26 protein-coding genes are annotated in these 25,144 nt (G+C 68.9%); 12 read left to right on the top strand and 14 right to left on the bottom strand.

What is annotated here, in order from left to right:
- Positions 1-1,272 carry a prepilin-type N-terminal cleavage/methylation domain-containing protein gene (locus R8G01_15530; GenBank protein MDW3215412.1) on the top strand — a complete coding sequence of 424 codons (1,272 nt, stop codon included), beginning with the start codon at positions 1-3 and terminating at the stop codon, positions 1,270-1,272.
- Positions 1,269-2,687, top strand: coding sequence for a hypothetical protein (locus R8G01_15525; protein ID MDW3215411.1), 1,419 nt, complete (start codon positions 1,269-1,271; stop codon positions 2,685-2,687). Before R8G01_15530 ends, R8G01_15525 begins: the two co-directional genes overlap by 4 nt.
- Positions 2,688-2,692: 5 nt before the next feature.
- Here the strand turns inward: R8G01_15525 and pyrE are convergent, their stop codons facing one another.
- Entirely contained in the window at positions 2,693-3,262 is a 570-nt protein-coding gene (pyrE, locus tag R8G01_15520) for an orotate phosphoribosyltransferase (GenBank protein ID MDW3215410.1), read from the bottom strand.
- A gap of 49 nt (positions 3,263-3,311) precedes the next feature.
- Between pyrE and R8G01_15515 the strand changes: the two genes are divergently transcribed.
- A complete protein-coding gene (locus R8G01_15515) occupies positions 3,312-4,253 on the top strand; it encodes an LLM class F420-dependent oxidoreductase (GenBank protein MDW3215409.1) in 942 nt (313 codons plus the stop codon).
- Between the two features lie 14 nt (positions 4,254-4,267).
- Here the strand turns inward: R8G01_15515 and R8G01_15510 are convergent, their stop codons facing one another.
- Positions 4,268-5,074 carry a thioesterase family protein gene (locus tag R8G01_15510; protein MDW3215408.1) on the bottom strand — a complete coding sequence of 269 codons (807 nt, stop codon included), beginning with the start codon at positions 5,072-5,074 and terminating at the stop codon, positions 4,268-4,270.
- A gap of 48 nt (positions 5,075-5,122) precedes the next feature.
- Here R8G01_15510 and R8G01_15505 point away from each other — a divergent pair, with 48 nt between their 5' ends.
- Positions 5,123-5,536, top strand: coding sequence for a hypothetical protein (locus R8G01_15505; protein ID MDW3215407.1), 414 nt, complete (start codon positions 5,123-5,125; stop codon positions 5,534-5,536).
- A 113-nt stretch (positions 5,537-5,649) separates the two neighbouring features.
- On the opposite strand, the gene rplI is transcribed toward R8G01_15505, so the two are convergent.
- The 5 genes from rplI to R8G01_15480 all read right to left on the bottom strand — a co-directional run bounded on the left by rplI (position 5,650) and on the right by R8G01_15480 (position 8,629).
- A complete protein-coding gene (gene rplI, locus R8G01_15500; protein MDW3215406.1) occupies positions 5,650-6,099 on the bottom strand; it encodes a 50S ribosomal protein L9 in 450 nt (149 codons plus the stop codon).
- 2 nt (positions 6,100-6,101) lie between these two features.
- The gene (gene rpsR, locus R8G01_15495) at positions 6,102-6,554 is read right to left on the bottom strand and encodes a 30S ribosomal protein S18 (GenBank protein MDW3215405.1); all 453 of its coding nucleotides are present in this window, start codon (positions 6,552-6,554) and stop codon (positions 6,102-6,104) included.
- 62 nt (positions 6,555-6,616) lie between these two features.
- On the bottom strand, positions 6,617-7,084 hold the full coding sequence (gene ssb, locus R8G01_15490) for a single-stranded DNA-binding protein (GenBank protein ID MDW3215404.1): 468 nt from the start codon (positions 7,082-7,084) through the stop codon (positions 6,617-6,619).
- 34 nt (positions 7,085-7,118) lie between these two features.
- Entirely contained in the window at positions 7,119-7,448 is a 330-nt protein-coding gene (gene rpsF, locus R8G01_15485; protein ID MDW3215403.1) for a 30S ribosomal protein S6, read from the bottom strand.
- Positions 7,449-7,654: 206 nt separating this feature from the next.
- A complete protein-coding gene (locus R8G01_15480) occupies positions 7,655-8,629 on the bottom strand; it encodes an AAA family ATPase (protein MDW3215402.1) in 975 nt (324 codons plus the stop codon).
- A gap of 134 nt (positions 8,630-8,763) precedes the next feature.
- On the opposite strand from R8G01_15480, the gene R8G01_15475 reads away from it, so the two are divergent.
- Entirely contained in the window at positions 8,764-10,530 is a 1,767-nt protein-coding gene (locus tag R8G01_15475; protein ID MDW3215401.1) for an ABC transporter ATP-binding protein, read from the top strand.
- Entirely contained in the window at positions 10,527-12,323 is a 1,797-nt protein-coding gene (locus tag R8G01_15470) for an ABC transporter ATP-binding protein (GenBank protein MDW3215400.1), read from the top strand. The genes R8G01_15475 and R8G01_15470 overlap by 4 nt, the downstream gene beginning before the upstream one ends.
- 879 nt (positions 12,324-13,202) lie before the next feature.
- Here the strand turns inward: R8G01_15470 and R8G01_15465 are convergent.
- Positions 13,203-13,712, bottom strand: coding sequence for a DUF192 domain-containing protein (locus R8G01_15465; protein ID MDW3215399.1), 510 nt, complete (start codon positions 13,710-13,712; stop codon positions 13,203-13,205).
- Positions 13,713-13,922: 210 nt separating this feature from the next.
- On the opposite strand from R8G01_15465, the gene R8G01_15460 reads away from it, so the two are divergent.
- Positions 13,923-14,093: a hypothetical protein gene (locus R8G01_15460; protein MDW3215398.1), complete on the top strand. Its 171-nt coding sequence runs from the start codon at positions 13,923-13,925 to the stop codon at positions 14,091-14,093.
- Positions 14,094-14,105: 12 nt separating this feature from the next.
- Here the strand turns inward: R8G01_15460 and mftD are convergent, their stop codons facing one another.
- Entirely contained in the window at positions 14,106-15,278 is a 1,173-nt protein-coding gene (gene mftD, locus R8G01_15455) for a pre-mycofactocin synthase MftD (protein MDW3215397.1), read from the bottom strand.
- Positions 15,279-15,367: 89 nt separating this feature from the next.
- Here mftD and R8G01_15450 point away from each other — a divergent pair, with 89 nt between their 5' ends.
- Entirely contained in the window at positions 15,368-15,853 is a 486-nt protein-coding gene (locus tag R8G01_15450; GenBank protein ID MDW3215396.1) for a DUF4234 domain-containing protein, read from the top strand.
- Between the two features lie 15 nt (positions 15,854-15,868).
- Here R8G01_15450 and R8G01_15445 read toward each other — a convergent pair whose 3' ends face one another.
- Together R8G01_15445 and R8G01_15440 are read right to left on the bottom strand one after the other, a co-directional pair.
- Complete coding sequence (locus tag R8G01_15445) at positions 15,869-16,417, bottom strand: DinB family protein (protein MDW3215395.1); 549 nt, start codon at positions 16,415-16,417, stop codon at positions 15,869-15,871.
- Between the two features lie 26 nt (positions 16,418-16,443).
- On the bottom strand, positions 16,444-16,836 hold the full coding sequence (locus R8G01_15440; protein ID MDW3215394.1) for a DUF5318 family protein: 393 nt from the start codon (positions 16,834-16,836) through the stop codon (positions 16,444-16,446).
- A 33-nt stretch (positions 16,837-16,869) separates the two neighbouring features.
- On the opposite strand from R8G01_15440, the gene R8G01_15435 reads away from it, so the two are divergent.
- The gene (locus R8G01_15435; protein ID MDW3215393.1) at positions 16,870-17,466 is read left to right on the top strand and encodes a methyltransferase domain-containing protein; all 597 of its coding nucleotides are present in this window, start codon (positions 16,870-16,872) and stop codon (positions 17,464-17,466) included.
- A gap of 96 nt (positions 17,467-17,562) precedes the next feature.
- Here R8G01_15435 and R8G01_15430 read toward each other — a convergent pair whose 3' ends face one another.
- Positions 17,563-19,722 carry an EAL domain-containing protein gene (locus R8G01_15430; GenBank protein ID MDW3215392.1) on the bottom strand — a complete coding sequence of 720 codons (2,160 nt, stop codon included), beginning with the start codon at positions 19,720-19,722 and terminating at the stop codon, positions 17,563-17,565.
- A 79-nt stretch (positions 19,723-19,801) separates the two neighbouring features.
- Positions 19,802-21,226: a CCA tRNA nucleotidyltransferase gene (locus tag R8G01_15425; GenBank protein ID MDW3215391.1), complete on the bottom strand. Its 1,425-nt coding sequence runs from the start codon at positions 21,224-21,226 to the stop codon at positions 19,802-19,804.
- Positions 21,227-21,390: 164 nt separating this feature from the next.
- Here R8G01_15425 and R8G01_15420 point away from each other — a divergent pair, with 164 nt between their 5' ends.
- Positions 21,391-22,065, top strand: coding sequence for a GNAT family N-acetyltransferase (locus R8G01_15420; GenBank protein MDW3215390.1), 675 nt, complete (start codon positions 21,391-21,393; stop codon positions 22,063-22,065).
- 61 nt (positions 22,066-22,126) lie between these two features.
- Here the strand turns inward: R8G01_15420 and R8G01_15415 are convergent, their stop codons facing one another.
- Positions 22,127-22,441 carry a hypothetical protein gene (locus R8G01_15415; protein ID MDW3215389.1) on the bottom strand — a complete coding sequence of 105 codons (315 nt, stop codon included), beginning with the start codon at positions 22,439-22,441 and terminating at the stop codon, positions 22,127-22,129.
- Here R8G01_15415 and R8G01_15410 point away from each other — a divergent pair.
- Positions 22,440-24,287 (top strand): DUF6049 family protein, encoded by a 1,848-nt coding sequence (locus R8G01_15410; protein ID MDW3215388.1) that lies wholly within the window; start codon positions 22,440-22,442, stop codon positions 24,285-24,287. The genes R8G01_15415 and R8G01_15410 overlap by 2 nt on opposite strands.
- A 12-nt stretch (positions 24,288-24,299) precedes the next feature.
- A complete protein-coding gene (locus tag R8G01_15405) occupies positions 24,300-25,136 on the top strand; it encodes a DegV family protein (protein ID MDW3215387.1) in 837 nt (278 codons plus the stop codon).
- Positions 25,137-25,144 lie beyond the last annotated feature (8 nt).

Here is a 25,144-nt window from a genome sequence, read left to right as displayed (position 1 = left end):
GTGAGCGACCGCGGCTTCACCCTCCCCGAGTTGATGATCGCGATCACCCTCATGGCGATGCTCGTCTCAGTGGTGACCATGGCGATCATCACGAGCATTCGCACCGCGCCCAACGTCACCAGTCGGGCCGACAGTTCCATCGCCGTGCAGGGCATCACCACCTTCCTGCCGCCCGATGTCGACTCGACCGAGCCGGGCGCGTTCGACATCGATCCCGGCACGCCCTCCGGGTGCGCCGGCACCGACGCCGGCATCAACGTCGTCCACATGACGTGGTTCGAGGAGTTCTACGGGTCGATCACGAACTACGTCGCCAACTACCGCTACGTGCCCGACGCCGACGGTGGCTACATCCAACGCGTGACCTGCTCGGGCCAGTTCTCACTCAGCAGCCCTTCCGTGCTCACCATGACCGCCCAATTGAGCTCGACGCTGCCGGTCGTCGACCTGTACGACAGCAACGGCGACGGCGACGTCGACCAACTGAAGATCACGATCGAGACGTTCTCCGGCGAGGTCGTCTACATCGATGCCGCCTCCAAGAACCCGGCCGAGACGCTGCCCCCGAACGTCACCAACCCGTCGACGACCACGACGTCGACCACGACCACGACGATCCCGAACGCCGCTCCGGTCGCCAATCCGACCACGTGGACCGTCAATGCGAGTGTCCTCAGCGCCATGACGCTCGACGCGACCGACAGCGACGGCACGATCGTGTCGTCCAGCATCGGCTCGCTCCCGGCCGGATGGGTCGCCACGACGAACGGCACCGCCGTCGACCTCGTCGCGGTCGACGCACCGGGCACCTACGCGCTCACCTACGAGGTCACCGACAACAGCGGCGCCACCGCCACCTCAACGCTGACCGTGAACATCACCGCCGCTGCGACGACGACCACCACGACGACCTCGACGTCGACCACCACGACGACGACCACGTTGCCGCCGTGCGTCGTGTCGGGCATCTCGGTCAACCCGGGGTCGGTCAAGCAGAAGTTCAACAGCTCGCCCAGCAAGCTCGCCGACGACGTCGACATCCTCGTCAACGTCACCGGTGGCTACTGCGTCGGGCTCACCCTCCAGTACGACACCGGCGCACCCAACAGCCAGTACGTCCAGAACCTCGGCAACGCCGCTCCGTACGACATCACGCTCTACGGCCACCCGCACGGCACCGAGTTGTGGGCCACCGGCACGCACACGCTCGAAGTCCGCGACGGCTTCGACAACCTCCTCGCGACAACCACATTGACGGTGAACCCCAAATGAGCTCTCGAACGCACACCTCCGGCGAACGCGATGACGGCGCCATCCTGGTTCTCGTCCTGGTCATGGCGGTCGTGATCTCCGTCGTGGTCATGTCGCTGGCCTCGTACGTCACCACCAGCCTCAGGTACGGCACGGTCGTCGAAGAACGCGCCGACCGACTGGCGGCCGCCGACGGCGGGCTGCGCTACGCGATCGAACGACTGGGCAACTCGGCGTACGCCGGTTGCCTGAGCAACCTCGGCACCAGCGGCTTCTCGATCGACTTTCCGGTCCAGGTCAACGGTGCCGACGTCGAGGTCACCTGCACCAAGGGTTCCAACGGCATCGGCGACATCAAGGCCTGGGCGATCGTCGTGACCGGCCAAGGCGTCCCGAACGGCCAGTGGATGTGGCGCAGCCAGTCCGGTGGCGGCAAGACCAAGCTGCTCGGCGGGCCGGTGTGGATCACCGACCCCGGCCGCTCCGACCTCAAATCGCCCGTCGAGGTCGAGGACGGCGACATCTGGTACTACCGGCCCGACTGCGAGAACCCCTCGCCGCCGCTGTCACTCGAATCCAACCTGACCTTCACGCCGGCCTACCGCGGCACGATCTGCGTCGAGAGCACCTGGGACCAGGTGTACACGGAACCCGCCGTCGGCGCGTTCCCCGGCGCCGGTGACATCGCCAACACCAATCCGGCACCGACGATGAACGGCACGTGCACCGTGTTCTCGCCCGGGCGATACACGGTGATGCCGGCACTCGGCCCGAACACCTACTTCAAGAGCGGCAACTACTACTTCCACAACGTGACGCTCGACGTCACGAACAGCGTGGTGACCGCCGGCTGGCCCGACTTCGATCGCTACGGCGACCAGCAGTTCATCGCCAACGAGCCGTGTGACGGCGCCGTCTCGGACGACAGCTCGACCGTCGGGTCGACCCCCGGCGCCACCTTCTACCTCGGTGGCTCGAGCAAGATCGAGATCGGCAACAAGGGCAGCCTCGAGATCCTGCGCCGGCTCCAGGGCGACTCGCTCGTGAGCGTGCACGCGATCACCAGCAGCACCGCCGATCGCGCCGCCAGCACGCTCGGTTACAACGACAACGTCATCTACACGAAGTCCGGCAACAACAGCGACCTCGCGATGCACGGCCTGATCTGGGCGCCGAAGGCTCAACTCGAGTTCGGCAACGTGACCAACTCGGCGAATGGTCAGCTCCTCGGCGGCGCTGTCGTGTCGCGGATCGTGCTCCAGGCGTCGGCGTCGGCGTCGTCGTTCATCATCCGAGTCGAGACCTCACCGATCGCGTTCGAGTTGCGCCTCGACTCCACCGCCACGCTCAACAACCAGTCGACCACCATGACCGCCGTGGTACAGGTCGACGACCAGGGCACGACCGCAGTGCGCTCACTGCGCGTCCGCGAATAGCGCGGTCAGTCCCCCGGCTGGAAGCCGAGGTCGACCGCCGTCAACAGCGGCGCATAGGCGACGCCCGCCTCGGCGCACATCGCGGCGCAGGTGTCGCCACGGTCGACGATCAGCGACACGAGCACCGGCACCGCGCCGAACTCACGGACCACGTCGACCGCCTCCATCAACGAGGATCCTCGGGTGGTCGTGTCCTCGGTGATCACCACACGGTCGCCCGGCTGGATCGCTCCGGCGAGTCGACCCATGACCCCGTGATCCTTCGCCTCCTTGCGGACGCTGAAGCTGCGCAGGTTGCGGCCACGTGTGGCCGCGACCGCCGCGACGCCGAACGCCACCGGGTCGGCACCCATCGTCAGCCCGCCGATCGCCGTCGCGTCGTCGGGGATCACGTCGAGCATCGCGTCGGCGACGAGCACGATCCCGTCGGGCCGACACGCCGTCTGTTTCGTGTCGAGGAACCACGACGACCTGGCACCCGACTTGAGGGTGAACTCCCCCCGCTTGACCGAGTGCTCCAACACGTGCGCCCGCAGGGCCTCGAGGGTCGGTGACAGGGCGGGGAGCTCACTCATCGCCGTGCACGCTAGCTCCGGCGCCGAGGCCGGAGGTAGCGTCGCCGGCATGCAACTGGGCGACATCCGCATCTTCACCGAACCACAGCAGGGCGCGACCTACGACGATCTGCTCGCCGTGGCACAGCGCGCCGAGCGGTGCGGGTTCGGCGCGTTCTTCCGCAGCGACCACTACCTCAGCATGGGCGACGGTGACGGGCTCCCCGGTCCGACCGACGCCTGGGTCACCCTCGGCGGCATCGCCCGCGAGACGTCGACCATCCGCCTCGGCACGCTGGTCACCGCGGCGACGTTCCGGCTCCCCGGGCCACTCGCTATCTCGGTCGCGCAGGTCGACCAGATGTCGAACGGCCGCGTCGAACTCGGCATCGGCGCCGGTTGGTACCAGCAGGAGCACGAGGCGTACGGCATCCCGTTCCCCGAACTCGGGGCACGATTCGACAACCTCGAAGAACAGACCGCGATCATCCACGGACTCTGGAACACGCCTGACGGCGACACGTTCTCGTACGACGGCGACGTCTGGCAGGTCACCGACTCACCCGCACTGCCCAAACCGGTGCAGGCCGGTGGACCGCCGATCCTGATCGGCGGCGGCGGGGCGACCCGCACGCCGCGCCTCGCCGCTCGGTACGCCGCCGAGTTCAACATGCCGTTCGTGTCGATCGACCGGTTCACCAGCCAGTGCGACAACGTCCGGCGCGCGTGCGACACCGAGGGACGCGATCCCGACAGCCTCGTGTACTCGATCGCGCTGGTCGGCTGTGTCGGCGAGAACGACGCCGAGGTCGATCGGCGGGCCGCCGCCATCGGACGTGACGCGAGCGAGCTGCGCGAGAACGGTGTGGCCGGCACACCCGACGAAGCGGCTGCGACGATGCAACGTTGGATCGAGGCCGGCGCCGAGCGGATCTACCTGCAGATCCTCGACCTGTCCGATCTCGACCATCTCGACCTCATCGCCGAACGGGTGGCCCCGCTGCTCGGCTGATCGCCGCCGTCCGGTCAGTCCGGTCGGCGAACCCGGACCAGCACCTCCTGGGCGTAGGTCATCGCGTGCCGTCCCGACGAGTCGAACACGTGGCCGACCACCAAGCCGCGTCCGCCCGCGAAGTGATGGCACGTGACATCGTGGAGGTGCCAGTCGTCGGCCCGGAGCGGACGGTGGAACCAGACCGTGTGATCGAGGCTCACGCCGGTCAGATCCTCGCCGACGGCTCCCTCGACGTGGTGCAGGTACGCCCGACGGACCGCGTCGGTCGCCAGGTCGTCGGACAGGTAGGCGAGCCAGCACTGGTCGAACAGCGAACCGGGAGCCTCGCCTCGCGGGATCTCGTCGCGCACCTTCATCCATGCGGTCGTGCGACCCGACCCGGTGCGCTCGGCCGATGCGTCGGCGTCGACGTCGACCGTGTGACGGTGGAACCTGTCGGTGAACGACGTGTCGGCGACCACGTCGAACGACGGGGCCGACGGGGCGTCGACGGTCTGGATGGCTGCGGACCCCTCGGCTCGCTGAAAGGAGCACTCGGCGTTGAGGATCGCGCCGATCGCCTGGCGTGCGACGACTCGGCGGGTGGTGAAACTCCGTCCGTTCCTGATCCGGTCGACCTCGTACCTGATCGGTTCGGCATGATCGCCAGGGCGGATGAAGTACGCGCGGATCGAATGGGGAAGAAATTCGGCGTCGACCGAGTAGGTCGCTGCGCGAAGTGCCTGTGCGACGATCTGGCCGCCATAGAGGCCTCCCCAGGGATATTTCGGGCCGGCTCCGACGAAGGTGTCGGGCCCGTGCTGCTCCAGATCGAACATCCCACCACGCTATTGGTCGTATAGACCGAGCCGCGTACACTTCAATACATGGCCACCAAACGAGGACCAAAGGAAATGACCGACGAGCACAAGGCCGCGCTCGAACGCGGCAGAGCCGAGGGCCGAATCGTGCGCGATTATCTCGAAGGTCTTCGCAGCAGCAAGCCCAAGCGCGGCCGCAAACGCACCCCTGAGTCGATCAATAGTCGCCTGCAGAAGATCGAGGAGGCGCTGACCGAGGCGACCGCGATCGAGGAGCTCCAGCTCATCCAGGAACGGCGTGACCTGACCGCCGAGCTCGAGCAGATGGACCAGGGCGTCGACCTGACCGAGCTCGAGGAGGCCTTCGTCGGCGTCGCGGCCGCCTATGGCGAGCGCAAGGGGATCTCGTACGGCTCGTGGCGCGAGGTCGGCGTCTCCGCCGCCACGCTCAAGCGCGCCGGCATCAGCCGCAGTTCCTGACCCTCAGATCGGCTTCCGGCGCACCCCGCGCCGACCCCGACACGCGCCACGGGCCCCGCTCGACAGCGGGGCCCGTGGCGTGTCTCCGCTCGGGCGGAGTCAGGAGTGGGACGTCAGTCCTCGGCGACGACCTCGATCGTCACCGGGAACGACACGGCGCTGTGCAGCGCTGCCGTCACGGTGTGCTGACCGAGCGTCTTGATCTGCTCGTCGTGTGACAGGACCTTGCGGTCGAGCACGATGCCGGTCTGTTCCTCGATCGCCGCCACGATGTCGGCGTTGGTGATCGAACCGAACAGCTTGCCCTCGGCGCCGGCCTTGGCCGACACCTGGATGACCTTCGGCACCAGCGTCGACGCCACCGTGGTGGCTGCCTCGCGGTCGCTCGCGTCCTTGAGATCGCGAGCCCGACGCATCCGCGCGGCCTGGGTCACTGCGCCGTCGGTCGCCTTCATGGCGTGACCCTTCGGGAACAGGAAGTTGCGCGCGTGGCCATCGGCGACGTCGACGAGGTCGCCGCGCTTGCCGAGACCGTCGACGTCGTTGCGGAGAATCACCTGCATGATCAGGCCTCGCTCTCGTCGGTCGTCGACTCGGCTGCGGCGCCGTCGGACACGCTCGTGTCGGCCTCGGCGGTTGCCTCGGTCGACTCGTTGCTGCTGTCGGACTGGCTGTCACGGCTCTCGTCGCGCGACGGGCGACCGCCGTCGCGGCCTCCGTCACGATCGCGGCCGCCACGGCCCGGACGGCCGGTCGAGGCAACTCGACGGGCGTACGGCAGCAGTGCCATCTCGCGAGCGATCTTGATCGCGTTCGCGATCTCGAGCTGCTGCTGACGGTTGTTGCCGCTGACCCGCATGTTGCGGATCTTGGCCCGGTCGCTCATGAAACGGCTGAGGAGGTCGACGTCTTTGTAATCGACGTACTCGACCTTCTCGATCAGGAGCGGGCTGGTCTTCTTCTTGTATTTGCGGGGATTTTCAGGCTTCCCGCGGCCTCGTTGTGGCTTCTTCGCCATGGTGTTTCAGGTCCTTCCAAGGACGATCCGGTCGGTGACGACGCAGAATCGAGGGGTACGTATCAGAACGGCTCTTCGTCGCCGTAAACAGGATCGGGGGCACGGTTGGCCGGGGCATTGGTGTTGCCGCCGCCACCGGAGTAGCCACCGCCACCGCCACCGCCGGACCGTTCGGTCCGCTCGATGGTGGCTTGCGCCCAACGCAGGCTCGGCGAGCACTCGTCGACATCGATCTCGATGGACGTGCGCTTGTTGCCGTCACGGTCTTCCCAGTCGCGAGAACGGACCGATCCGGTGACCACGACGCGGTTGCCCTTCGCGACCGACGCCGCGATGTTCTCGCCGAGATCACGCCACGCCGAACAGTTGAAGAACGACGTCTCGCCGTCTTCCCATTCGCCGTTCGCGTTGCGACGGCGAGGCGTCCACGCGATCCCGAACGAACAGACGGCGACGCCACCGGTGGTGTAACGCAGCTCCGGGTCTCGGGTGAGATTGCCGATGATCTGAACGTAGTTGTCGTTTGCCATGCTTGGCTCCCTTCGTGGGTCGACCCGACCGGAGTCAGGCCGAGACCGCCATGCCGCGGCGCTCGGCCTCGGCGTCGGGCAGTCGGATGAGCTTGTGGCGGACGATCTCGTCTGCGAGGCGGAGCTGACGCTCGAGCTCATCGAGTGCGCCACCGTCGGCGAGGCACTCGACCACGAGGTAGTAGCCGGCTTCCTTCTTGTTGATCGGGTAAGCGAACGGGCGCTTGCCCCACCAATTGGGCTTGCCGTGGATCGAACCCCCGGCCTTCTCGATCTCGTCGACCACCATCTTGGTGAACGACTGGGCCTTGGGGTCATCGACGTCGCCGTCGATGATGACCATCAATTCATAAGCACGCATCATGCGTGGTATCTCCCTTCGGACATGGGCACCGACACGAGGATTCGCACCGGTGACCGACGGCCCCATCCGGTTGATGGAGCAGGGTCATATGTCGGGCGACAGTGTACCGCCGGTTCGAGGTGCATGGACACGACTCTGCCCGGAGGGTGTCACAGCCACCATGCGATCACCCTCGGGGTCGCTTCCGGCACTCGCGTGGCCGGTGCTCAACCGGCGCCGGCGCCGGCCGAGAGCAGTCGTGCCGCCGCCTCGAAGTCGTCGGCGCCGAGGGTCGTCAGTTCGTCCTCGCGCAACGCACTCACGTCGCCTTCCGAGAGACGGAGCGCCTGACGGTTGAGTGCCTGTTCGAAGAGGTTCCTGGCGTAGCGGCCGTTGCCGAAGCCAGGGGCCCGGTGCGCCCTGTCGTACACCCCGAGCAGCGCTTCGACGGCGCCGTCGCCCAGCCGATAGTCGGCCGCGTCCACCATCGAGCGGGTGATCGCCACGAGTTCATCGCTGGAATAGTCCGGGAACTCGATCTCGCGAGCGAACCGTGATCGCAGCCCCGGGTTCGAGTCGAGGAACTGATGCATCAGCTTCGGGTAGCCGGCCACGATGACGACGAGGCGGTCGCGATGGTCCTCCATCCGTTTGATCAGCGTCTCGACCGCCTCCGAACCGAAGTCGAGGCTCTTCGGGCCGGGTGGTGCGAGGGCGTACGCCTCGTCGATGAACAACACGCCGTCGAGCGCCCGGCGGATCGCACGGTTGGTCTTGAACGCCGTGTGACCCACGTACTGACCGACCAGGTTGGCGCGGTCGACCTCGACGAGATGGCCCCGTTCGAGCAATCCGATCGAGCCGTACATCTCGGCGACGAGCCGTGCCATCGTCGTCTTGCCGGTGCCCGGGTTGCCGAGGAACACCAGGTGCTGGCTGGTCGGGACCTCGCTGAGACCACGGCGTTGGCGCTCGCGTTGGATCTGCAGGAACGCCATCAGCGTGCGCACCTGCTCCTTCACCGACTCGAGTCCGACGAGCGAATCGAGTTCGGCCTGGATCTCCGTCAGCGGTCGCGGCGGGCCCGATCGACCGGTGGGAATCGCATGGCGCCGCTCGTCGACACGGCGCTCCGCCTCACGGAACGCCGTGGTGCCGGCCCGTCGCAAACGACGGCCGATTCCGCTGCCGGGTATCGCCATACCGCTGACAGTACCGACAGCACGCCCTCGCCGCGCTCCCCCGCTCGCCTGGCCGTGCTCGCCTGGCCGTCACCGTCCGACCCGACGACGGAAGTCACCGCGGCCGCATCGTGGTCCGCTGGTAGAAACGTTCCGTGCCGAAACCATCCGAGGAACGAGTGCATCTGCGCGAGTACGCGATCTTCGTCCGCGGGCTGGTTCGACTGCACCCGAAGCCCTTCGCGATCGCGGTCGGCGGTGCGCTGCTCTTCGCGGTCGCCACGGTCGCATCGAGCATCGCGGTGCAGTGGAACATCGACCACGTGATCGTGCCGCGTTTCGACCTCGACGACGGCGTCGACGTCTCGACCGGCACCGTGCTGCTCGGTTGCGCCTTGATCTTCGGCGTCGGGATGGTTCGCATCCTCGGCGTCGTCGTGCGGCGCTCGTTCGCCGGGATCGCACAGTGGCGGATGGCCGGTTCGCTCAGCGACCAGGTCGTCGACCAACTGGTCGACCAGCCGGCCAGCTGGCACCAGCGGCAATCCGACGGTCAGCTGCTCGCCCGTGCCGGCGTCGACGTCGACACCAGCGTCAGCGTGATGGCGCCGATCCCGTTCGCGACCGGCACGATCGTCATGGTCGTCGTGGCCGGGGCATGGTTGCTCTACACCGACTGGATCATGGGTCTGGCGGCCGTCGCGGTGTTCCCGGTGCTGATGGTCCTCAACGTGATCTACCAGAACCGGGTCACGGTCCACTTCGACGACGCCCAGGACGCGATCGGCGAATTCTCCGGCGACGTGCACGAGAGCTTCGAAGCGGTGCAGCTGGTCAAGGCGTACGGCGCACAGGAGCGCGAGACCGCACGGCTCTCGGTCATGTCCGAGAAGATCCGCGACGCACGCGTCCTCGCCGTCAGGATCCGCGGCAACTTCGAAGCCGTGCTCGAAGTGCTCCCGTCGCTCTCGAACATCGGGCTCGTGGTCCTCGGCGCCTACCGGGTCGACGCCGGCGAGGTCACCGTCGGCGAGTTGTCGGGGTTCATCTACATGTTCACCCTGCTCGTGTTCCCGCTGCGGCTGATCGGCTACGCCCTGTCGGAACTCCCCCACTCGTACGCCGGGTATCGCCGGATCCGGGAGACGGCCGACGACCCGCTCGAGTTCGACCCCGAAGGTTCGATCGGCACGTCGACGGCTCCGGCCGCGCTCAAGCTCGATCGGGTCAGCTTCCGGTTCCCCGGCGAGGCGCAGCCGGTGATCGAACACGCCACCCTCCAGGTCGCGCGCGGCACGGTGACGGCATTCGTCGGCCCCACCGGCTCCGGCAAGTCGACACTGATCGACCTCCTGTCGGGACTCCTCGCCCCCACCGAAGGCACGGTCTCGCTGCGCGAGGGGACGCGTGCCGTCGTGTTCCAGGAGGCATTCCTGTTCGGCGGGACCGTGCGAGACAACATCGTGATCGACGCCGACCTCGACGACGACGCCGTGTGGGAGGCGCTCCGGCTGTCGTCGGCCGACCAGTTCGTGCGCGACCTTCCCGCGGGCCTCGACACCCTCGTCGGCGAGCGCGGCGTGACCCTCAGCGGCGGCCAGCGGCAACGGGTCGCGCTGGCGCGAGCCCTCGCCCGACGCCCCGACCTGCTGTTCCTCGACGACACGACCTCGGCCCTCGACCCGTCGACCGAACTCACGGTGCTCAACAACCTCCGCGGCTCCCTGGCGGACGCCACCGTCGTCATGGTCGCCTCGCGGCCGTCGACCGTCTCGCTGGCGGACGACGTGGTCTACATCGCGGCCGGGCGCATCGCCGCCCACGGGACACACGACGAACTGATGGAGACCGTGCCCGACTACCGGGCACTCGTCGAAGCGTTCGAGGCCGACCGCGCGGCACCGGCGGGAGGTGCGACATGAGCGAGCCGATGGGCCGGTTCACCGCGGCGAACGCGATCGGGCGTGGTCTCGAGGAGGCACCCGTCCTCCGCCAGGGGCTCGGTCTCACCTGGTTGATCGCCGCGCTCGGCGCCGGCGGTCGCGTCGTGGTGCCGATCGTCGTGCAGCAGGCCGTCGACCGCGGGATCATCGACCAGGAGCAGGGTGTCGACATCCGATTCGTCGTCTGGTGTGCCCTGATCGGTGTCGTCGCGCAGTTCGCGGCGGCGTGGTGTCAGCGAACGGCGATCGTCCGACTCGGCACGCGCAGCGAGCATGCGCTCAACGATCTCCGCGGACGACTCGTCTCGCACATCCACCGCATCAGCCTGGCCGACCACAACGAGGAGCGCCGTGGCTCGCTCGTGGCTCGCGTCACCAGCGACATCGAGACGCTCGCCGAGTTCTTCCGGTGGGGCGGGCTCTCGCTCCTGATCAACAGCACGCTGATGGTGATCGTCGCGGGCGTCATGCTCGCCTACAACTGGTTGCTCGCGCTGATCGTGATCGGCCTCGCGGTGCCGCTCTTCGCCGTGTTGCAGATCGTGCAGCGACACCTCCGCGATGCGTACGACCGTGTGCGCGAACGCAACAGCGACATGCTGGCGGCGCTCAGCGAACTCGTGACCGGCGCCGAGACGATCCGGGCCTACGACGCCGGCTCCCTCTTCCGGAAGCGGACCAAGGCGGCCGTCCGTGCCCGCCGACGAGCGCAGGTGCGCGCCAATGTGATCAGCGCGCTGATGGGTTCGACCGGCGACCTGTTCAGCGCCGTGACGATCGCGACCGTCGTCGCGATCGGGGTGTGGGTCGGACCGGCGGGCGGACTCACCGCCGGCGCGCTGATCGGATTCGTGTTCCTCGCGTATCGGTTCCTCGAACCGATCTGGGAGTTCACCGAGGTCCTCAACCAGATGCAGAACGCCGTCGCCGGGTTGCGGCGGGTCCTGACCGTGCTCGACATCCCGGCCGGCCCACCGCCGCCGACCACTCCCCGCGCGTTGCCCCCTGGCGGTCTCGACGTCGACATCGACGACGTGACGTTCTCGTACCGCAGTCGTGCCGATCGCAACCTCGACGACGACGTCGTGCTCGAACGCATCTCGGTCCACATCCCGTCGGGCCAGCAGGTCGCCATGATCGGCGCGACCGGCTCGGGCAAGACCACGCTCGGTCGGCTGATCGCTCGGATGGCCGACCCGGTCATCGGCGAGATCCGACTCGGTGGGGTCCCGCTGACCCTGGTCGACGACGCCGAGCTCCGGCATCGACTCGTGGTGGTCGCGCAGGAGCCGTTCCTGTTCGACGACACGCTGCTCGCCAACGTCCGGTTCGCGCGCCCTGATGCCGAGCGTGTCGACGTCGAGCGCATCGTCGACGACCTCGACGTGCGCGACTGGATCGACGGGCTACCCGACGGACTCGACACCCGCGTCGGCGAACGTGGCGAGTCGCTCTCCGCCGGTGAGCGTCAGCTGGTCGCCCTGCTCCGGGCCGGGATCGCCGACCCGGACGTGCTGCTGCTCGACGAGGCCACGTCGTCGGTCGACGCGTTGACGGAGGTGCGTACGTCGCACGCCCTCGAGAAGCTCGCCGCCGGACGGACGACGATCGCGATCGCGCACCGTCTCTCCACCGCGGCCCGCGCCGACCGGGTGCTCGTCCTCGAAGCGGGCCGCCTGGTCGAAGACGGCCACCACGACCAACTCCTCGAAGCCGGCGGCACCTACGCCCGCCTGTTCGAGTCCTGGCTGTCCGCCACCTCCACCTCCTGACCCACCCCGGACCCGACCGACCCGACCGGCCGCAGACCAGGCGTGTCGCGAACCTGCGCCTGCCACGCCCAGAACCGCGACACCGCCCATCCTCCTCACCCGCCGTGTCGCGAACCTGCGCCTGCCACGCGCACAACCGCGACACCGCGCGGCACCCCACGCACCGTGTCGAACCTGGGCCGGCCACGCCCAGAACCGCGACACAGACCCCATGCCCGGACGCTCAACCCTCGACCGGGACCCTGCCCAACCGCCGTGTCGCGAACCTGCGCCCGCCACCCCCAGAACCGTGACACAGACCCCACGCCCAGGACCCTCGACACCGCCCATCCTCCTCACCCACCGTGTCGCGAACCTGCGCCCGCCACGCCCAGGACCGCGACACAGACCCCACGCCCAGGACCCTCGACACCGCCCATCCTCCTCACCCACCGTGTCGCGAACCTGCGCTCGCCACGCCCAGAACCGCGACACAGACCCCGGTGCCCCGGACGCTCAACCCTCGACCGGGACCCTGCCCACCCGCCATGTCGCGAACCTGCGCCCGCCACGCGCACAACCGCGACACCGCCCATCCTCTCCACCCGCCGTGTCGCGAACCTGCGCCCGCCACGCGCACAACCGCGACACAGACCCCACGCCCCGGACCCTCGACCCCGTCCGACACCAGCAACCCACCCGCCGTGTCGCGAACCTGCGCCTGCCACGCCCAGGACCGCGACACCGCCCATCTTCCTCACCCGCCGTGTCGCGAACCTGCGCCTGCCACGCGCACAACCGCGACACCGCCCATCTTCCTCACCCGCCGTGTCGCGAACCTGCGCCTGCCACGCCCACAACCGCGACACAGACCCCACGCCCGACCCCTGGGTCGCGGGATCAGGGGGTGCAGGGGAGGTCGAGGAGTTCGAAGGTGCTGCCCTCGACGAGGCCGAGGTCGGCCAGCGTTCCCCGCGGTACCTCGACGGCGATCGAGAAGTCGTCGGGGGTTCGGTAGTTCGGGCAGGGATCCGACGTGCACGGTTCCATGTCGAACGACGTCAGGAAGCCGCCGTCGGAGTCGAAGAAGGCGATCGACAACGGCAGCACGGTGTTCTTCATCCAGAACGTGCCGGTGTGCGGCTCGGGATAACGGAACGCCATCGCATCGGCCGGACCGAGGTCGGTGACGAACATGAGGCCCTGCGATCGCTGGGACGCCGTGTCGGCCAGCCACACACACAGCTCGCAGACCGTGCCGTCGGACAACGTGGCGCGCGCCGCGACCGTGGCGAAGCCCTCGGGCCGCACACCGATCTGATCGCTGCTGACCGGCGACCGGTCCGGGCCCGGCTTCAGGGTCGAATCCGGTGCCGTGTCGGCGGGGTCCGACCCGGCCGTGCCGGGCACCGGAGCTGACCCCGTCGGAGCTGACCTCGTCGGAGCTGACTCCGTCGGAGCTGACCCTGCCGGAGCTGACCCTGCCGGAGCTGACCCCGTCGGACCGGAGCCCGACGGATCGGACGCAGAGGCACACGCCGTCAACACGACCGCCAGTACCACCGTCCATCGCACGCTCCGCAGGCTACGGGCCGGCACCGACGACGTAGGTTCGGGTCCATGACCTGCGAATCGTGCGGTGCCGACGACCATGACCTGACGCCGGTCCACCGCAAGTACGTCACGCTCGCCCCCGGCGGCGACACGACCGTGAGCCGCGTCCTCGACGAGGTCGAGCACTGGTGCATCTCGTGTCGAACGCAGTATCCGCACGAGCCCGTCGGCGGGTGAGCCCGGCCGGGGTCAGCTCGTCGGCGGCGGGCTGAAATCGTCGGGGATCACGAGGTCGTCGGGCCCCAGTTCGCCGATCGACGACTTGCCCATGCCGAGCAGATTCGAGTCGATCCCCATCCGGAGCACGTCGAGGACGTTCTCGACACCGGCCTGACCGTTGGCGGCGAGGCCCCACAGGTAGGCGCGCCCGATCATCACGGCCTTCGCGCCGAGCGCGAGCGCCTTGACGACGTCGCTGCCACGACGGATGCCGCCGTCCATCACGATCTCGACCTGGCCGCCGACCGCGGCGACGACTTCGGGGAGCACCCGGATCGGTGCCGGCGTGCCATCGAGGTTGTTGCCGCCGTGGTTCGACACCGAGATCGCCGTGGCGCCCGCCTCGACGGCGCGCCGCGCCTCGTCGGCCCGGCCGATGCCCTTGACCATGAACGGCCCACCCCACTGCTCGCGCAGCCAGGCGACGTCGTCCCAGGTCGGAGGTGGTGTCCCCATCCACATGCCGTACGCCTCGAAGAAGCCGGGAGGCTGCTCGTTCCCGGTGACCATGTTCGGCACGCCGAGGTCGGGGAGCGCGCCGGAGCGGACCCAGTCGAGCAACCAACGGGGCCGTACCACGACCTCGGGAGCGAACTGCACCGCCGTCTTGAGATCGATCGACTGGGGAATCGAGGGGCTGCCCCAATCGCGGCTGTGTACGAACGACCAGTCGAGCGTGAGGATCAACCCCGCTGCGCCGGCCGCCCTGGCCCGCTCGATCCGCGTGACCATCGAGTCGCGGTCACCGGCCCAGTAGATCTGGAAGAACGTCTGCGGGTTGGCTGCGATCACCTCGTCGAGCGGCTTGCTCGCGAACGAACTGAGCCCCATCACGACGCCGCGCGCCGCTGCGGCGCGGGCGACCGCGACCTCGCCGTCGGGATGCACGGCCTGCACGCCGGTCGGCGAGATCATCACCGGCATCGACATCGGTTGCCCCATCACCTCGGTCGCCATCTCGCGGGTCGGCGACTGGCCGGCGGTGATCGGGCGGACACCGAGCTCGTCGAACGCCCCCAGGTTGTCGCTCATCGACGTGCCGCGCTCGGTCCCGGCGATCAGCGCGCCGTACACCGACTTGGGCAAGCGCTTCTTCGCCCGCTCCTGCGCGACCGCCACGGACTCGAACCAGGGATTTGCCACCCGACCAGCGTAGGGGGACGGCCCCCGGGGTGACGCAGCCGACCGAGCCGTCGGCGGCGGTGACCCGGGACGCGGTCTAACGTGCGGCGATGCCCGACATGCCGCCGCCCCCGCCGCCACCGCCACCACCGCCCCCGCGGGCGGGCGCCGGCGGCGCTTCGTCGTACCCCGTCGCGCCCGCCGGCGGTTTCGGGGTCGCACCACCCACCGGTCAACCGGGCCAACGACGGTCGGCCGGCCTCGTCGTCCTGCTCACGATCGTCACCTGCGGGATCTGGGCGATCGTGTGGTCGTACCAGAACGGCGACGAACTCCAGCGGTACTCGGGCAAGGGACTCGGCGGCGTCGTCCACCTCATCGTGACGATCCTGGCGTCGCCGGTCACCATGTTCCTGCTCGCCGGCGAGGTCGAGCAGCGCTACCGCGACGACGGACGGGAACCGCCGATCACGACGCTGTGGGGTTTGTGGTTCCTGCTCCCGCTGATCGGCAACCTGATCTGGTACCTCCGCATCCAGGACGCGATCAACGGGTACTGGACCGCACACGGGCAGACGAACGACCCGAGTCTCTGAGACCCGACGGGTTGCTCAGCGAGCAGGCGGGCCGAGTCGTCCGTAGCCGGCCAGGACGTCGGCCAGATGGTGGACGGGGTCGTGCAGGAAGTAGCGGGCGAAGCTGTCGATCGTGAACGACGATCCGTCGCTGCGGTCGCCGGTTCGTCCCCAGTCGCCATCGGTGACCTCGTCCCATCGGGCCGCACAGGCGGTGCCGGCCGCCACCAGTTCGTCGCTCACGACGGCCGGGTCCTGGAGGTCGTAGCGCTGCTCGACGGCGGTGACGTCCTGGTCCCAGTTCGCGAACTGCGGACCGTCCTCGTTCAGCATCCGGTGGAGACGTTCGTCGAACAGGATGAACACGTCACGGACGTGGCAGCCGTACTCGAGCGCCGACCACTGGTCGTCGGCCGGCCGCTCACGCACACGTGCATCGGCGAGCAGCGTCGGCCACGCCGCGACGTTGTCGCGCACCAGCGCACCGACGGAGGCCAGGTCGACAGCGGCAGCGTCGAACCCACACTCGGGGCACACCTGGTCGAGCACCCAGGTCCAGTTCTTCGTGTCGGGGGTGATCGCCATGGTCCGAACGTAGCGGCCCCGTCGGCTCAGCCGGAGAGCGGTAACACGCGCAGCAGGTGGTGCCAGCGACAGCCCGGGCAGGCCTCGACCACGTACGCCGTCAACTCGCCCTGCGCCTGGGCCGCGAGCTGTCGCAGCTCCTTCTTGGTGCTGACGCAGCGGCCTGAGGCGGGCAGCCGGTAACCGAACACGTACGTGATGATGCGGAGCTTGTCGTCCTCGCAGACCGGGCAGTCGGCGGTGGTTTCGGTGCCGACGTTCTTGGCGGCCCTGATCAACTCGGGGTGGGCGTCGCAGACTTCGGTCCGGCTGATCCGGCCGAGCCGCACCTGGTTGATCAGCATGCGGCGAGCGAGCCGATGATCGACGATGCCGCGTCGTTGCTGACCCCCTCGCAGTGCGCCGACCGAGAAACCCATCGCTTCAGGGTACCGATCCGCCAGACTGGTCCCGTGACGACCAAGGCAATCTCATTCGGACGCGACATCCCCGATGACGCCGAGCTGCGCCTCTGCGGCGACATCGCCGGCGGCAAGCGAGCCCTCGAACTGGGCATCGGTCGATCGCAGAACGCCATCGCGTTCGCGCTCGCCGGCGCCAAGGCCATCGCCGTCGATCCCGACGAGGGCAAGATCGAGTCGATCCGCGCCGCGGCCACCGAGGCGGAGGTCACCGTCGCCTGCCACGTCACCGACCTCGCCGACCTCGGTTTCGCGACCAGCGGGTCGATCGAACTGGTCGTGGCCGACCACACGATCGACGACAGCGTCGACGACTTCGGTCGGCTCCTGCGTCAGGTGCACCGGGTGCTCAAGTCGAGCCGCCCGTTCGTGATCTCGGTCCCGCACCCGTTCGCCGGCGTGCACTCGACCGACGAGCTGGGGTCGAAGGTGCTGCCGTACGGCACGGTCGGCCGCACGATCGGCGACTGGCACATCCAACTCAACCGGGCCAACTTCCGGGTCGACCGCATCCTCGAACTGGGCGTCAGCAACATCTCGCCCGTGCCGACCACCCTCGTCATCCGAGCCCAAAAAGAAGGCGACTGACTCGACCCGACCGGGCGCACGCCGACACCGATCGGCCTGCTGACCGCGGTCGAGCGCGGTGAGATGCAACGCCGCGGCCGACGGACTCGGCCCGCCTCAGACGTTGGCGCGTTCGCGTTCGATGAGCTCGGCGGGGCGGGGGCGGCCGAACAGGTAGCCCTGACCACGATCGCAGCCGAGGTCGCGCAGCCGGGCCAGCTGCAGCGGTGACTCGATGCCTTCGGCGACGACGTTGAGGCCGAGCGACTGACCCAGCCGGACGACGGCCTCGACGATGGTCGAGTCCTCGCTCTCGATCCCGAGTCCGGCGACGAACGATCGGTCGATCTTGATCGCCTCGACCGGGAACCGCTTGAGGTACGTGAGCGACGAGTAACCCGTTCCGAAGTCGTCGACGGACAGGTGCAGACCGAGGCTGCGCAGCTCGCGCAGGGCGACCGTTGCGGCCTTGACGTCGGCGAGCAGGGCCGTCTCGGTGATCTCGAGCCACAGCGAACCGGCGTCGAGACCGGTCTCGGCGAGCGCGTCGACGACCACGTCGTAGAAGTTGGGATCGACCAGCTGGCGGGTGCCGACGTTGACCGACAGGCTGCAGTTGGCGAACGCATGGCCGGCGGTGCGCCATTGGGCGAGCTGGGCCATCGAGTCACGGAGGATGCGCGCGCCGAGATCGACGAGCAGACCGGTCTCCTCGGCCAGCGGGAGGAACTCGACGGGCGGCAGGAGCCCGCGGTCGGGATGGAGCCACCGTGCGAGGACCTCGAAGCCGAGCGCACGACCCGACTCGAGATCGACGATCGGCTGGAAGTACGGCACCACCTCGCCGCGCTCGATGCCGCGCCGCAGTTCACCGGTGGTGCGCAGCGCCTGCACGCCGGTCTCGTGACCGCCGGCCTCGAACGCCTCGACGCAGTCGCGGCCGCGCGCCTTGGCCCGGTACATCGCTGCGTCGGCGTCGCGCAGCATGTCGTTGGGGCTCATCCCGACCTCGTGATTGGTCGCGTAGCCGATCGACGCGGTGACGTACAGCTCGTGCTCACCGATCGTGATCGGAGGGTGCACCGCCTTTCGGAGCCGTTCGGCGACGTCGACCGGTTCGCCGCTCAGCACGACGATGAACTCGTCACCGCCGAAGCGGGCGAGCACGTCGTCGTCACGCAACGCCGAGCGCAGTCGTCCGGCGACCTCCTGGATCAGCAGGTCGCCGACTTCGTGCCCGAGGCTGTCGTTGACGACCTTGAACTGGTCGAGGTCGACGAAGAGCACGGCGACTCCGTCGATGCCGGCGGTCGCGAGCCGGTCGTGGAGGATGTGCATCAGGTACGACCGGTTGGGCAGCGCGGTCAGTTCGTCGTGACGGGCCGCGTACCGGAGCTGCTCGGCCGCCCGCCGCTGCTCGGTGACGTCTTCGATGTGCGTGATCGCGAGCATCACGCCGTCGTCCTCGGTGGTCGAGACCCGGGTCCGCGCCCAGACGAACTCGCCGTCGCGGCGGCGGTAGCGCTGGTCGATCCGGAACGAATCGACGATGCCGAGTTCGAGTCGGGCCCGGTGCGGCTGGGCGGCCCGGACATCGTCGGGGTGGGTGAACTCCCGGAGGGTGCAGCCGACGAGTTCCTTCACGTTGCGGCGCAACATCTCGCCGAGCGACTGGTTGGCGTCGACGATCCGGCCGTCGTCGAGCCGCACCAGCGCCATCCCGGTCGGCGCCGACTGGAACGCCTGCTGGAACCGGCGGCGGGCCTGGTCGAGCGCCCGGGTCTGCTGCTCGCGTTCGGACACATCGCGGAGTCGTACGAGGAGACGCTGACCGTCGAGGGATGCCTCGTCGTGGTGCTTCGGCAGGTGGAACGACGCCTCGACGATCACGCGACGATCGGCACCGGCGACGACTTCGATCTGGATCGGGTCGACCTCACCGTCGAGCGCCCGCCGCATCGCCGCGTCGAGTGCGAGTTCGTCTTCGCCGTCGGTGTGATCGAGCAGGTGGGCGCCGACCAGGTCGGACGTGTCCATGTCGAACAGGGTCATCGCTGCCGCGTTCGTCGACTGCACCACGAACTCGCGGTCGACGAGGAGGACCGCCTCGGGCAACTCGTCGAGCAGCCGCTTCACCTCGGCGCCCGCCGAACGCACCGCGGCGAGCTGCCACTGGAGCTTTCGCCGCTGCCGCCGTGAGTTCCACACGCTGAGCACCAGGGTGACGATCGCGACGAGGCCGATGACGACCGCGGCGAAGTTCGAACTACTGCTCACGGGGAGAGGTTAGAGCCACACGGGCCGTGGTGCGAGCGATTCCCGTCGGATCGAGCACCGCCGCCACCGGTCGCGACCGTCACGACGAGCGCTCCGACCACCAGGCGTCGAGCCGCTGTTTGCTCGCCTCCTCGCCGATCAAGCCCTCCTCGAGCCGGATCTCGAGCAGGAAGTCGAGCGCCTCGCCGATCTCGCGGCCGGGTGCCAGACCCAGGTGATCCATCACCGCCTTGCCGTCGAGTTCCGGGCGGATCTTGGCGATCTCCTCGGCTTCGGCCAACGTCTCGATGCGCGCCTCGAGGTCGTCCATCCGTTTCGACAGCTGCTTGGCCTTCTTCTCGTTGCGCGTCGTGCAGTCGCAGCGCGTCAACACGTTCAGCTCGTGCAGGAGGTCGTCGGCGTCGCGCACGTACCGACGCACCGCCGCATCGGACCAGCCCAGCCGGTACGTGTGGAACCGCAGGTGGAGCGCAACCAACGCCGTGACCGACGCGACGTCGTCGTTCGAGTAACGCAGGGCGGTCATGCGCTTCTTGGTCATGCGCGCCCCGACCGCGTCGTGGTGGTGGAACGTGGTGCCCTTGCCCTCGAGATAGCCACGGGTCCTCGGCTTGCCGATGTCGTGGAACAGGGCCGCGAGCCGCACGATCCGGAAGTCGAACTCGGGGCGACCCTCGGGCTGTTCACGGGGCGGACGGACGTTCTCGACGACGGCGATCGTGTGCGACAGCACGTCCTTGTGACGATGGATCGGGTCGTGCTCGAGCCGCATCAGCGAGAGCTCGGGGAGGAACTGGTCGGCGAGACCGGTGTCGTAGAGGAACCACAGGCCACCGGCCGGATGGTCGACCGTGATCAACTTGTCGAACTCGTCGCGGATGCGTTCGGCCGACACGATCTCGAGCCGCGTCGCCATCGCTGCGACCGCGGCGAGCAGCTGCTCGGTCGGCTCCAGCTCGAACCGGGCGATGAACCGGGCCGCTCGAAGCATCCGGAGCGGATCGTCGCTGAAGCTGATGTCGGGCCCGAGCGGGGTCCTGAGCACCTTCTGGAGCAGGTCGACGGCACCGCCGTGCGGATCGACGAGCGTCGGCGTGCCGCCGCCGGTGAGCTCGAGGGCCATCGCGTTGATGGTGAAGTCGCGACGCCCGAGGTCGGTCTCGATGTCGTCGGCGTAGGTGACGTGCGGTTTGCGGGAGTCGTCGGTGTACGACTCGGCGCGGAACGTGGTGATCTCGTAGACGCGTTCGCCGAACTTGGCGCCGATCGTTCCGAAGCGTTCGCCCTGGGTCCACAACGCCGTCGCCCAACCGGCGAGGCAGGCCTTGATCTCGTCGGGACGTGCGTCGGTGGTCAGATCGAGGTCGTGCTCGTCGCCCTGGGCGTCCATCAGCAGGTCGCGCACCGTGCCGCCGACCAGGTACAACCGATGACCGGCCGACTCGAAGCGTTCGGCGAGCGGTGCGAGCTCGGCGAGCACCGGGGTGAAACGATCGGGAATCATGGCGCGCCCAGGCTAGGAGACCGCCGGGCGATCGGGGCGGTTCGGTTCGACCGACGCTGCGACCGTGCGTGAACGACGTACTCGCGCGTCGTCGCCGGACTACCGTCGGAGCTGTGAACGGGTCGGTCGTGCGGACGTCGAGAGCTTCCGCGCGGATCTGGCGGATGCGCCAGTGGCCCAACGACCCCACCGTCGCGCACCTGATCTTCGTCGACCACCAGACGGTGCCGACCAGGGAGGTCGTCGAGTCGGCCGTCGAGCACGCCTGGGCCAAGGGCGCCCGCGCGATCCGGACCTCGGCGCTCTTCCCGGCGTCGGCGGCGATGGTCGCGTCGGCCGGCTTCGCGCCGATCGATCAGCTCGCGCTGCTCCAGGTCCAGCTCGACCAGACCACGATGCGCCGCCTGGGCGAACCGCGTCACCGAACCCGGTCGATGACGCCGTGGAGCCATCACGTGGCCGCCGCGGTCGACCAGCGGGCGTTCGGGCCGCTGTGGGGCAACGACGCTGCCAGCCTGCGCGACATCCGCACCGCCACGCCTGCGCACCGGGCTCGGATGGTGCGGGTGGGTCGTCGCCTCGCCGGGTTCGCGCTCGCCGGCGCAGCGGCCGACAGCGGTTACCTCCAGCGGATCGCCGTCGACCCGGAGCATCGGCGTCTGGGCATCGCTCGCGACCTGGTCATCGACGCCTTGACGTGGATGCACGCCGACCGGCGGCTCCGTGCCCTCGTCAACACCGGTGTCGACAACCACGCCGCCCTCGCGTTGTACGAAGGGCTCGGGTTCACCCGGTTGCCCGACCTCCTGACCATCGCCGAGCGACGCTCACCAGAATGAAGCGCCGGTCGATCGCGGCGGGCGCCCTGGTGCTCGCGGGGGCCGTGCCCCTCTGGTGGGGTCAGCCGGCGTCGTCCCAGAGCACCGCTTCCGGGCTGGAGCTGACGGCGCAGACGTTCGCCGTCTCGCCGGGTGGGGTGGCCAGGTTCGAGTTCATGGTGACCGGCGACGTCCCCGAGATCGCACCGACGACGACCACCACGACCACCACCACGACCACGACGACCACCACCACGACCACGACGACGACCACCACCACGTTGCCGGGCCAGGTGGCGTCCACGGTGCCGACACCCACCGAGCCGTCGACGCCGGCGGTGACGACGACGGCACCGAGCACGACGACCACCACGACGTTGCCGCCGGGACCGCGCATGACGGTGCAGGTCCGATCGCACCGCGCGATCGCGACACGAGCCGGGGTCGCCGCGGCGGTCGCCGGCGACCCGGGCCCGGTGCTCGACATCCTCGAGTTCGATCTCGACGACGTCGCGGTGTTCGACGAGGAGACCGGCGAACGACGGCTGATGGTCGACGTGCCGATCGCGGCCGGGGTGGCCGAGGTCAACCAACTCGACCTGCTGCAGGAGGGCGTCCACCCCGTGTCGGTCCAGATCCGACGCGGCGGACTGCTCATCGCCGAAGCGACCACGTTGGTCGACGTGATCCGCACCGACGGTCCGGGGCGCGGACCGCTCGCGTTCACGATCCTCGCTGCGCTGCGCGACAGCGGGCCGCTGCCGAATGAGAGCGAGTCGGTCGCCGCCGCGGTCGAGATCGAGCGACTCATCGAACTCGTGAACGCCGTCGATGAACCCGTCACCGTCGCGCTGCCCCCGACCTACCTGTCCACGGTGCTCGACCGCACCGTCCAGCTCGGTGGCGAACTGACGGCGGCGCTCGACGCCGACGACCGACTGCTCGTGCTGCCCGACCAGCCACTCGATCCCTCGGCCGCCGTCGAGGCGGGGCTCGAGGACGAACTCGCTCGGGGCATCGCCAACGGCGAGGCGCAGCTCGACCAGCGGTTCAGCGTGACGCCGACCGTCCGAGGGGCCTGGATCGCCGACGGGCCGATCACCGCCGAGGGGGCCACGGCGATCAGAAGTCTCGGCATCCCGCTGCTCGTCGTGCCGTTCGATCGGTACCTCACCCTCGGCAACAACCTCGGCGCGTTCACCGATCCGACGTTGATGTTCGACGCCGCGCTCACCGACGACTCGGCGATGCGGATGATGGTGGTCGATCCGATCGTCGAACTGCTCGACCCCGATGCCGAGGGCAGCCCGATCGAACGGGCGGTCCATCTGATGGCCGACGCGAGCGCACTGCGCTACCAGCTCGACCCCGACCGACGTTCGCTGATCCTCACCACGCCCGACATCGGCATCCCCGACCCCGCTGTGCTCGGCGAACTCTCCCTGCTCGCGGCCCAGCACCCGGCCATCACGTTCCAGACCGTCGGGCAGATCCCCGACCTCACCAACACGCTGTTCAACGGCGGCACACCCGTCGTCGTCGACCTCGACCCCCGTCCCGGCATCAGCCTCGGCGCTCGGGCACAGGCCGCCCAGATCGTGCGGCTCCACGCGGCCGACACCGCGTCGATGCTGCCCGCCGACGACCCGAGGCCCGGAGCGTGGGACCAGGACCTGCGGACCGCGCTGTCGACCGGACTCACCGGGAGGGAGTCGGCCGAGATCGTCGATGCGGTCGACACCGACATCGACCTGGTGCGCGCCCAGGTCGTCCAGCCCGAACCGTTCTCGTTCACGATCGCCGGCGACGCGGCGCCGATCCCGCTGCGCGTCGAGAACCGTGGTGACACACCGCTGCGCGTCCAGGTGCACGTCGAGTCCGACAAGCTCGACTTCCCGAGCGGCGACTTCGAACAGTTGCTCGAAGCCAACCAGATCACCAACGTCGACATCCCGGTCGAGGCTCGCTCCAACGGTGTGTTCCCCGTGGTGGTCGAACTCCGCACGCCGAACGGCACGGCGCTCACCGAACCGGTCGAGCTGACGGCCCGCGTCAGCACGCTCACCGGCCTCGGTCGGCTCGTCACCGTCGGCGCCCTGCTGGTGCTGGCCACCTGGTGGTTCAGCTACTTCCGACGACGCCGGATCGAGCGCCGCGCCAACGGCATCGTCGAAGCACAGGAACGGCACCCGACCGTGGCCGCCGACCCACGCCCGGCACACGATGCCGACGACGAGCAGTAGGCTCGCGTCCCCGTGAGCATCCGTATCGTCACCGACTCATCCTGCGACCTGCCCGAGGCCGTCGTCGCCGAACACGGCGTGCGCGTCGTGCCGCTGTCGATCCGCTTCGGCGACGAGGAGTTCATCGACCGCGAACAACTCACGACCGCCGAGTTCTGGGCGCGCTGCAGTCAGCAGGACACCCTGCCCGAGACGGCCGCGCCGGCACCGGGCCAGTTCGAGCAGACGTACCGTGAGCTCATCGCCGAGGGTGCCACCGGGATCGTCGTGGTCTCGCTCTCCGGTGCGCTGTCGGCCACGATGCAGAGCGCCGAGCTCGCCGCCCGCTCCATCGACGAGGTCCCCATCCGGGTGGTCGACAGCCGCTCGGTCACGCTCGGCGTCGGCACCATCGTGCTCGCCTGCGCCCGACTCGCCGCCGACGGCGCGTCCATCGACGAGGTCGAGGCACTCGCGGTCGACCGGGCCTCGCGCACCAAGGTGTTCGGGGCGCTCGACACGCTCGAGAACCTCAAGAAGGGCGGCCGGATCGGCAACGCCAAGGCGCTGCTCGCCACGGCGCTCGCGATCAAGCCGATCATCGAGGTCGTCGACGGTGCGGTCGAACAGAGCGGTAAGCAGCGCACCCGCTCGAAGGCCCTCAAGTTCCTGGTCGACAAGGTCGCCGAGTACGAGGGACGCATCAGCGACCTCGCCGTGCTGCACGCCGACTGCAGTGACGTCGACCAGTTCGTCGAACTGCTCCGACCCCACTACGACGGTGAGATCGTCGTCGGCGAGATCGGGCCCGTGATCGGCACACATGCCGGTCGCGGCACGATCGGGGTCGCGTTCGACGTCCGAGCGTGACCTGAACC

This window comes from Ilumatobacteraceae bacterium (genome assembly GCA_033344875.1).
GTDB lineage: Bacteria > Actinomycetota > Acidimicrobiia > Acidimicrobiales > Ilumatobacteraceae > Ilumatobacter.
Note: the sequence above shows the minus strand (reverse complement) of the source record. Positions and strands in the feature narration are given on the sequence as shown.

Bases quoted from the DNA above. Each gene is read 5' to 3' on its own strand.
- rpsR (MDW3215405.1), bottom strand. From the start codon at position 6,554: ATGGCGAAGAAGCCACAACGAGGCCGCGGGAAGCCTGAAAATCCCCGC.
- R8G01_15460 (MDW3215398.1), top strand. From the start codon at position 13,923: ATGACCTGCGAATCGTGCGGTGCCGACGACCATGACCTGACGCCGGTC.
- R8G01_15410 (MDW3215388.1), top strand. From the start codon at position 22,440: ATGACGGTGCAGGTCCGATCGCACCGCGCGATCGCGACACGAGCCGGG.
- R8G01_15510 (MDW3215408.1), bottom strand. From the start codon at position 5,074: ATGTTCGATCTGGAGCAGCACGGGCCCGACACCTTCGTCGGAGCCGGC.
- rplI (MDW3215406.1), bottom strand. From the start codon at position 6,099: ATGCAGGTGATTCTCCGCAACGACGTCGACGGTCTCGGCAAGCGCGGC.
- R8G01_15470 (MDW3215400.1), top strand. From the start codon at position 10,527: ATGAGCGAGCCGATGGGCCGGTTCACCGCGGCGAACGCGATCGGGCGT.
- R8G01_15525 (MDW3215411.1), top strand. From the start codon at position 1,269: ATGAGCTCTCGAACGCACACCTCCGGCGAACGCGATGACGGCGCCATC.
- R8G01_15450 (MDW3215396.1), top strand. From the start codon at position 15,368: ATGCCCGACATGCCGCCGCCCCCGCCGCCACCGCCACCACCGCCCCCG.
- ssb (MDW3215404.1), bottom strand. From the start codon at position 7,084: ATGGCAAACGACAACTACGTTCAGATCATCGGCAATCTCACCCGAGAC.
- R8G01_15480 (MDW3215402.1), bottom strand. From the start codon at position 8,629: ATGGCGATACCCGGCAGCGGAATCGGCCGTCGTTTGCGACGGGCCGGC.
- R8G01_15415 (MDW3215389.1), bottom strand. From the start codon at position 22,441: ATGCGCGGTCCCGGCGGCAACGTCGTGGTGGTCGTCGTGCTCGGTGCC.
- pyrE (MDW3215410.1), bottom strand. From the start codon at position 3,262: ATGAGTGAGCTCCCCGCCCTGTCACCGACCCTCGAGGCCCTGCGGGCG.
- R8G01_15425 (MDW3215391.1), bottom strand. From the start codon at position 21,226: ATGATTCCCGATCGTTTCACCCCGGTGCTCGCCGAGCTCGCACCGCTC.
- R8G01_15420 (MDW3215390.1), top strand. From the start codon at position 21,391: ATGCGCCAGTGGCCCAACGACCCCACCGTCGCGCACCTGATCTTCGTC.
- rpsF (MDW3215403.1), bottom strand. From the start codon at position 7,448: ATGATGCGTGCTTATGAATTGATGGTCATCATCGACGGCGACGTCGAT.
- R8G01_15515 (MDW3215409.1), top strand. From the start codon at position 3,312: ATGCAACTGGGCGACATCCGCATCTTCACCGAACCACAGCAGGGCGCG.
- R8G01_15440 (MDW3215394.1), bottom strand. From the start codon at position 16,836: ATGGGTTTCTCGGTCGGCGCACTGCGAGGGGGTCAGCAACGACGCGGC.
- R8G01_15505 (MDW3215407.1), top strand. From the start codon at position 5,123: ATGGCCACCAAACGAGGACCAAAGGAAATGACCGACGAGCACAAGGCC.
- R8G01_15445 (MDW3215395.1), bottom strand. From the start codon at position 16,417: ATGGCGATCACCCCCGACACGAAGAACTGGACCTGGGTGCTCGACCAG.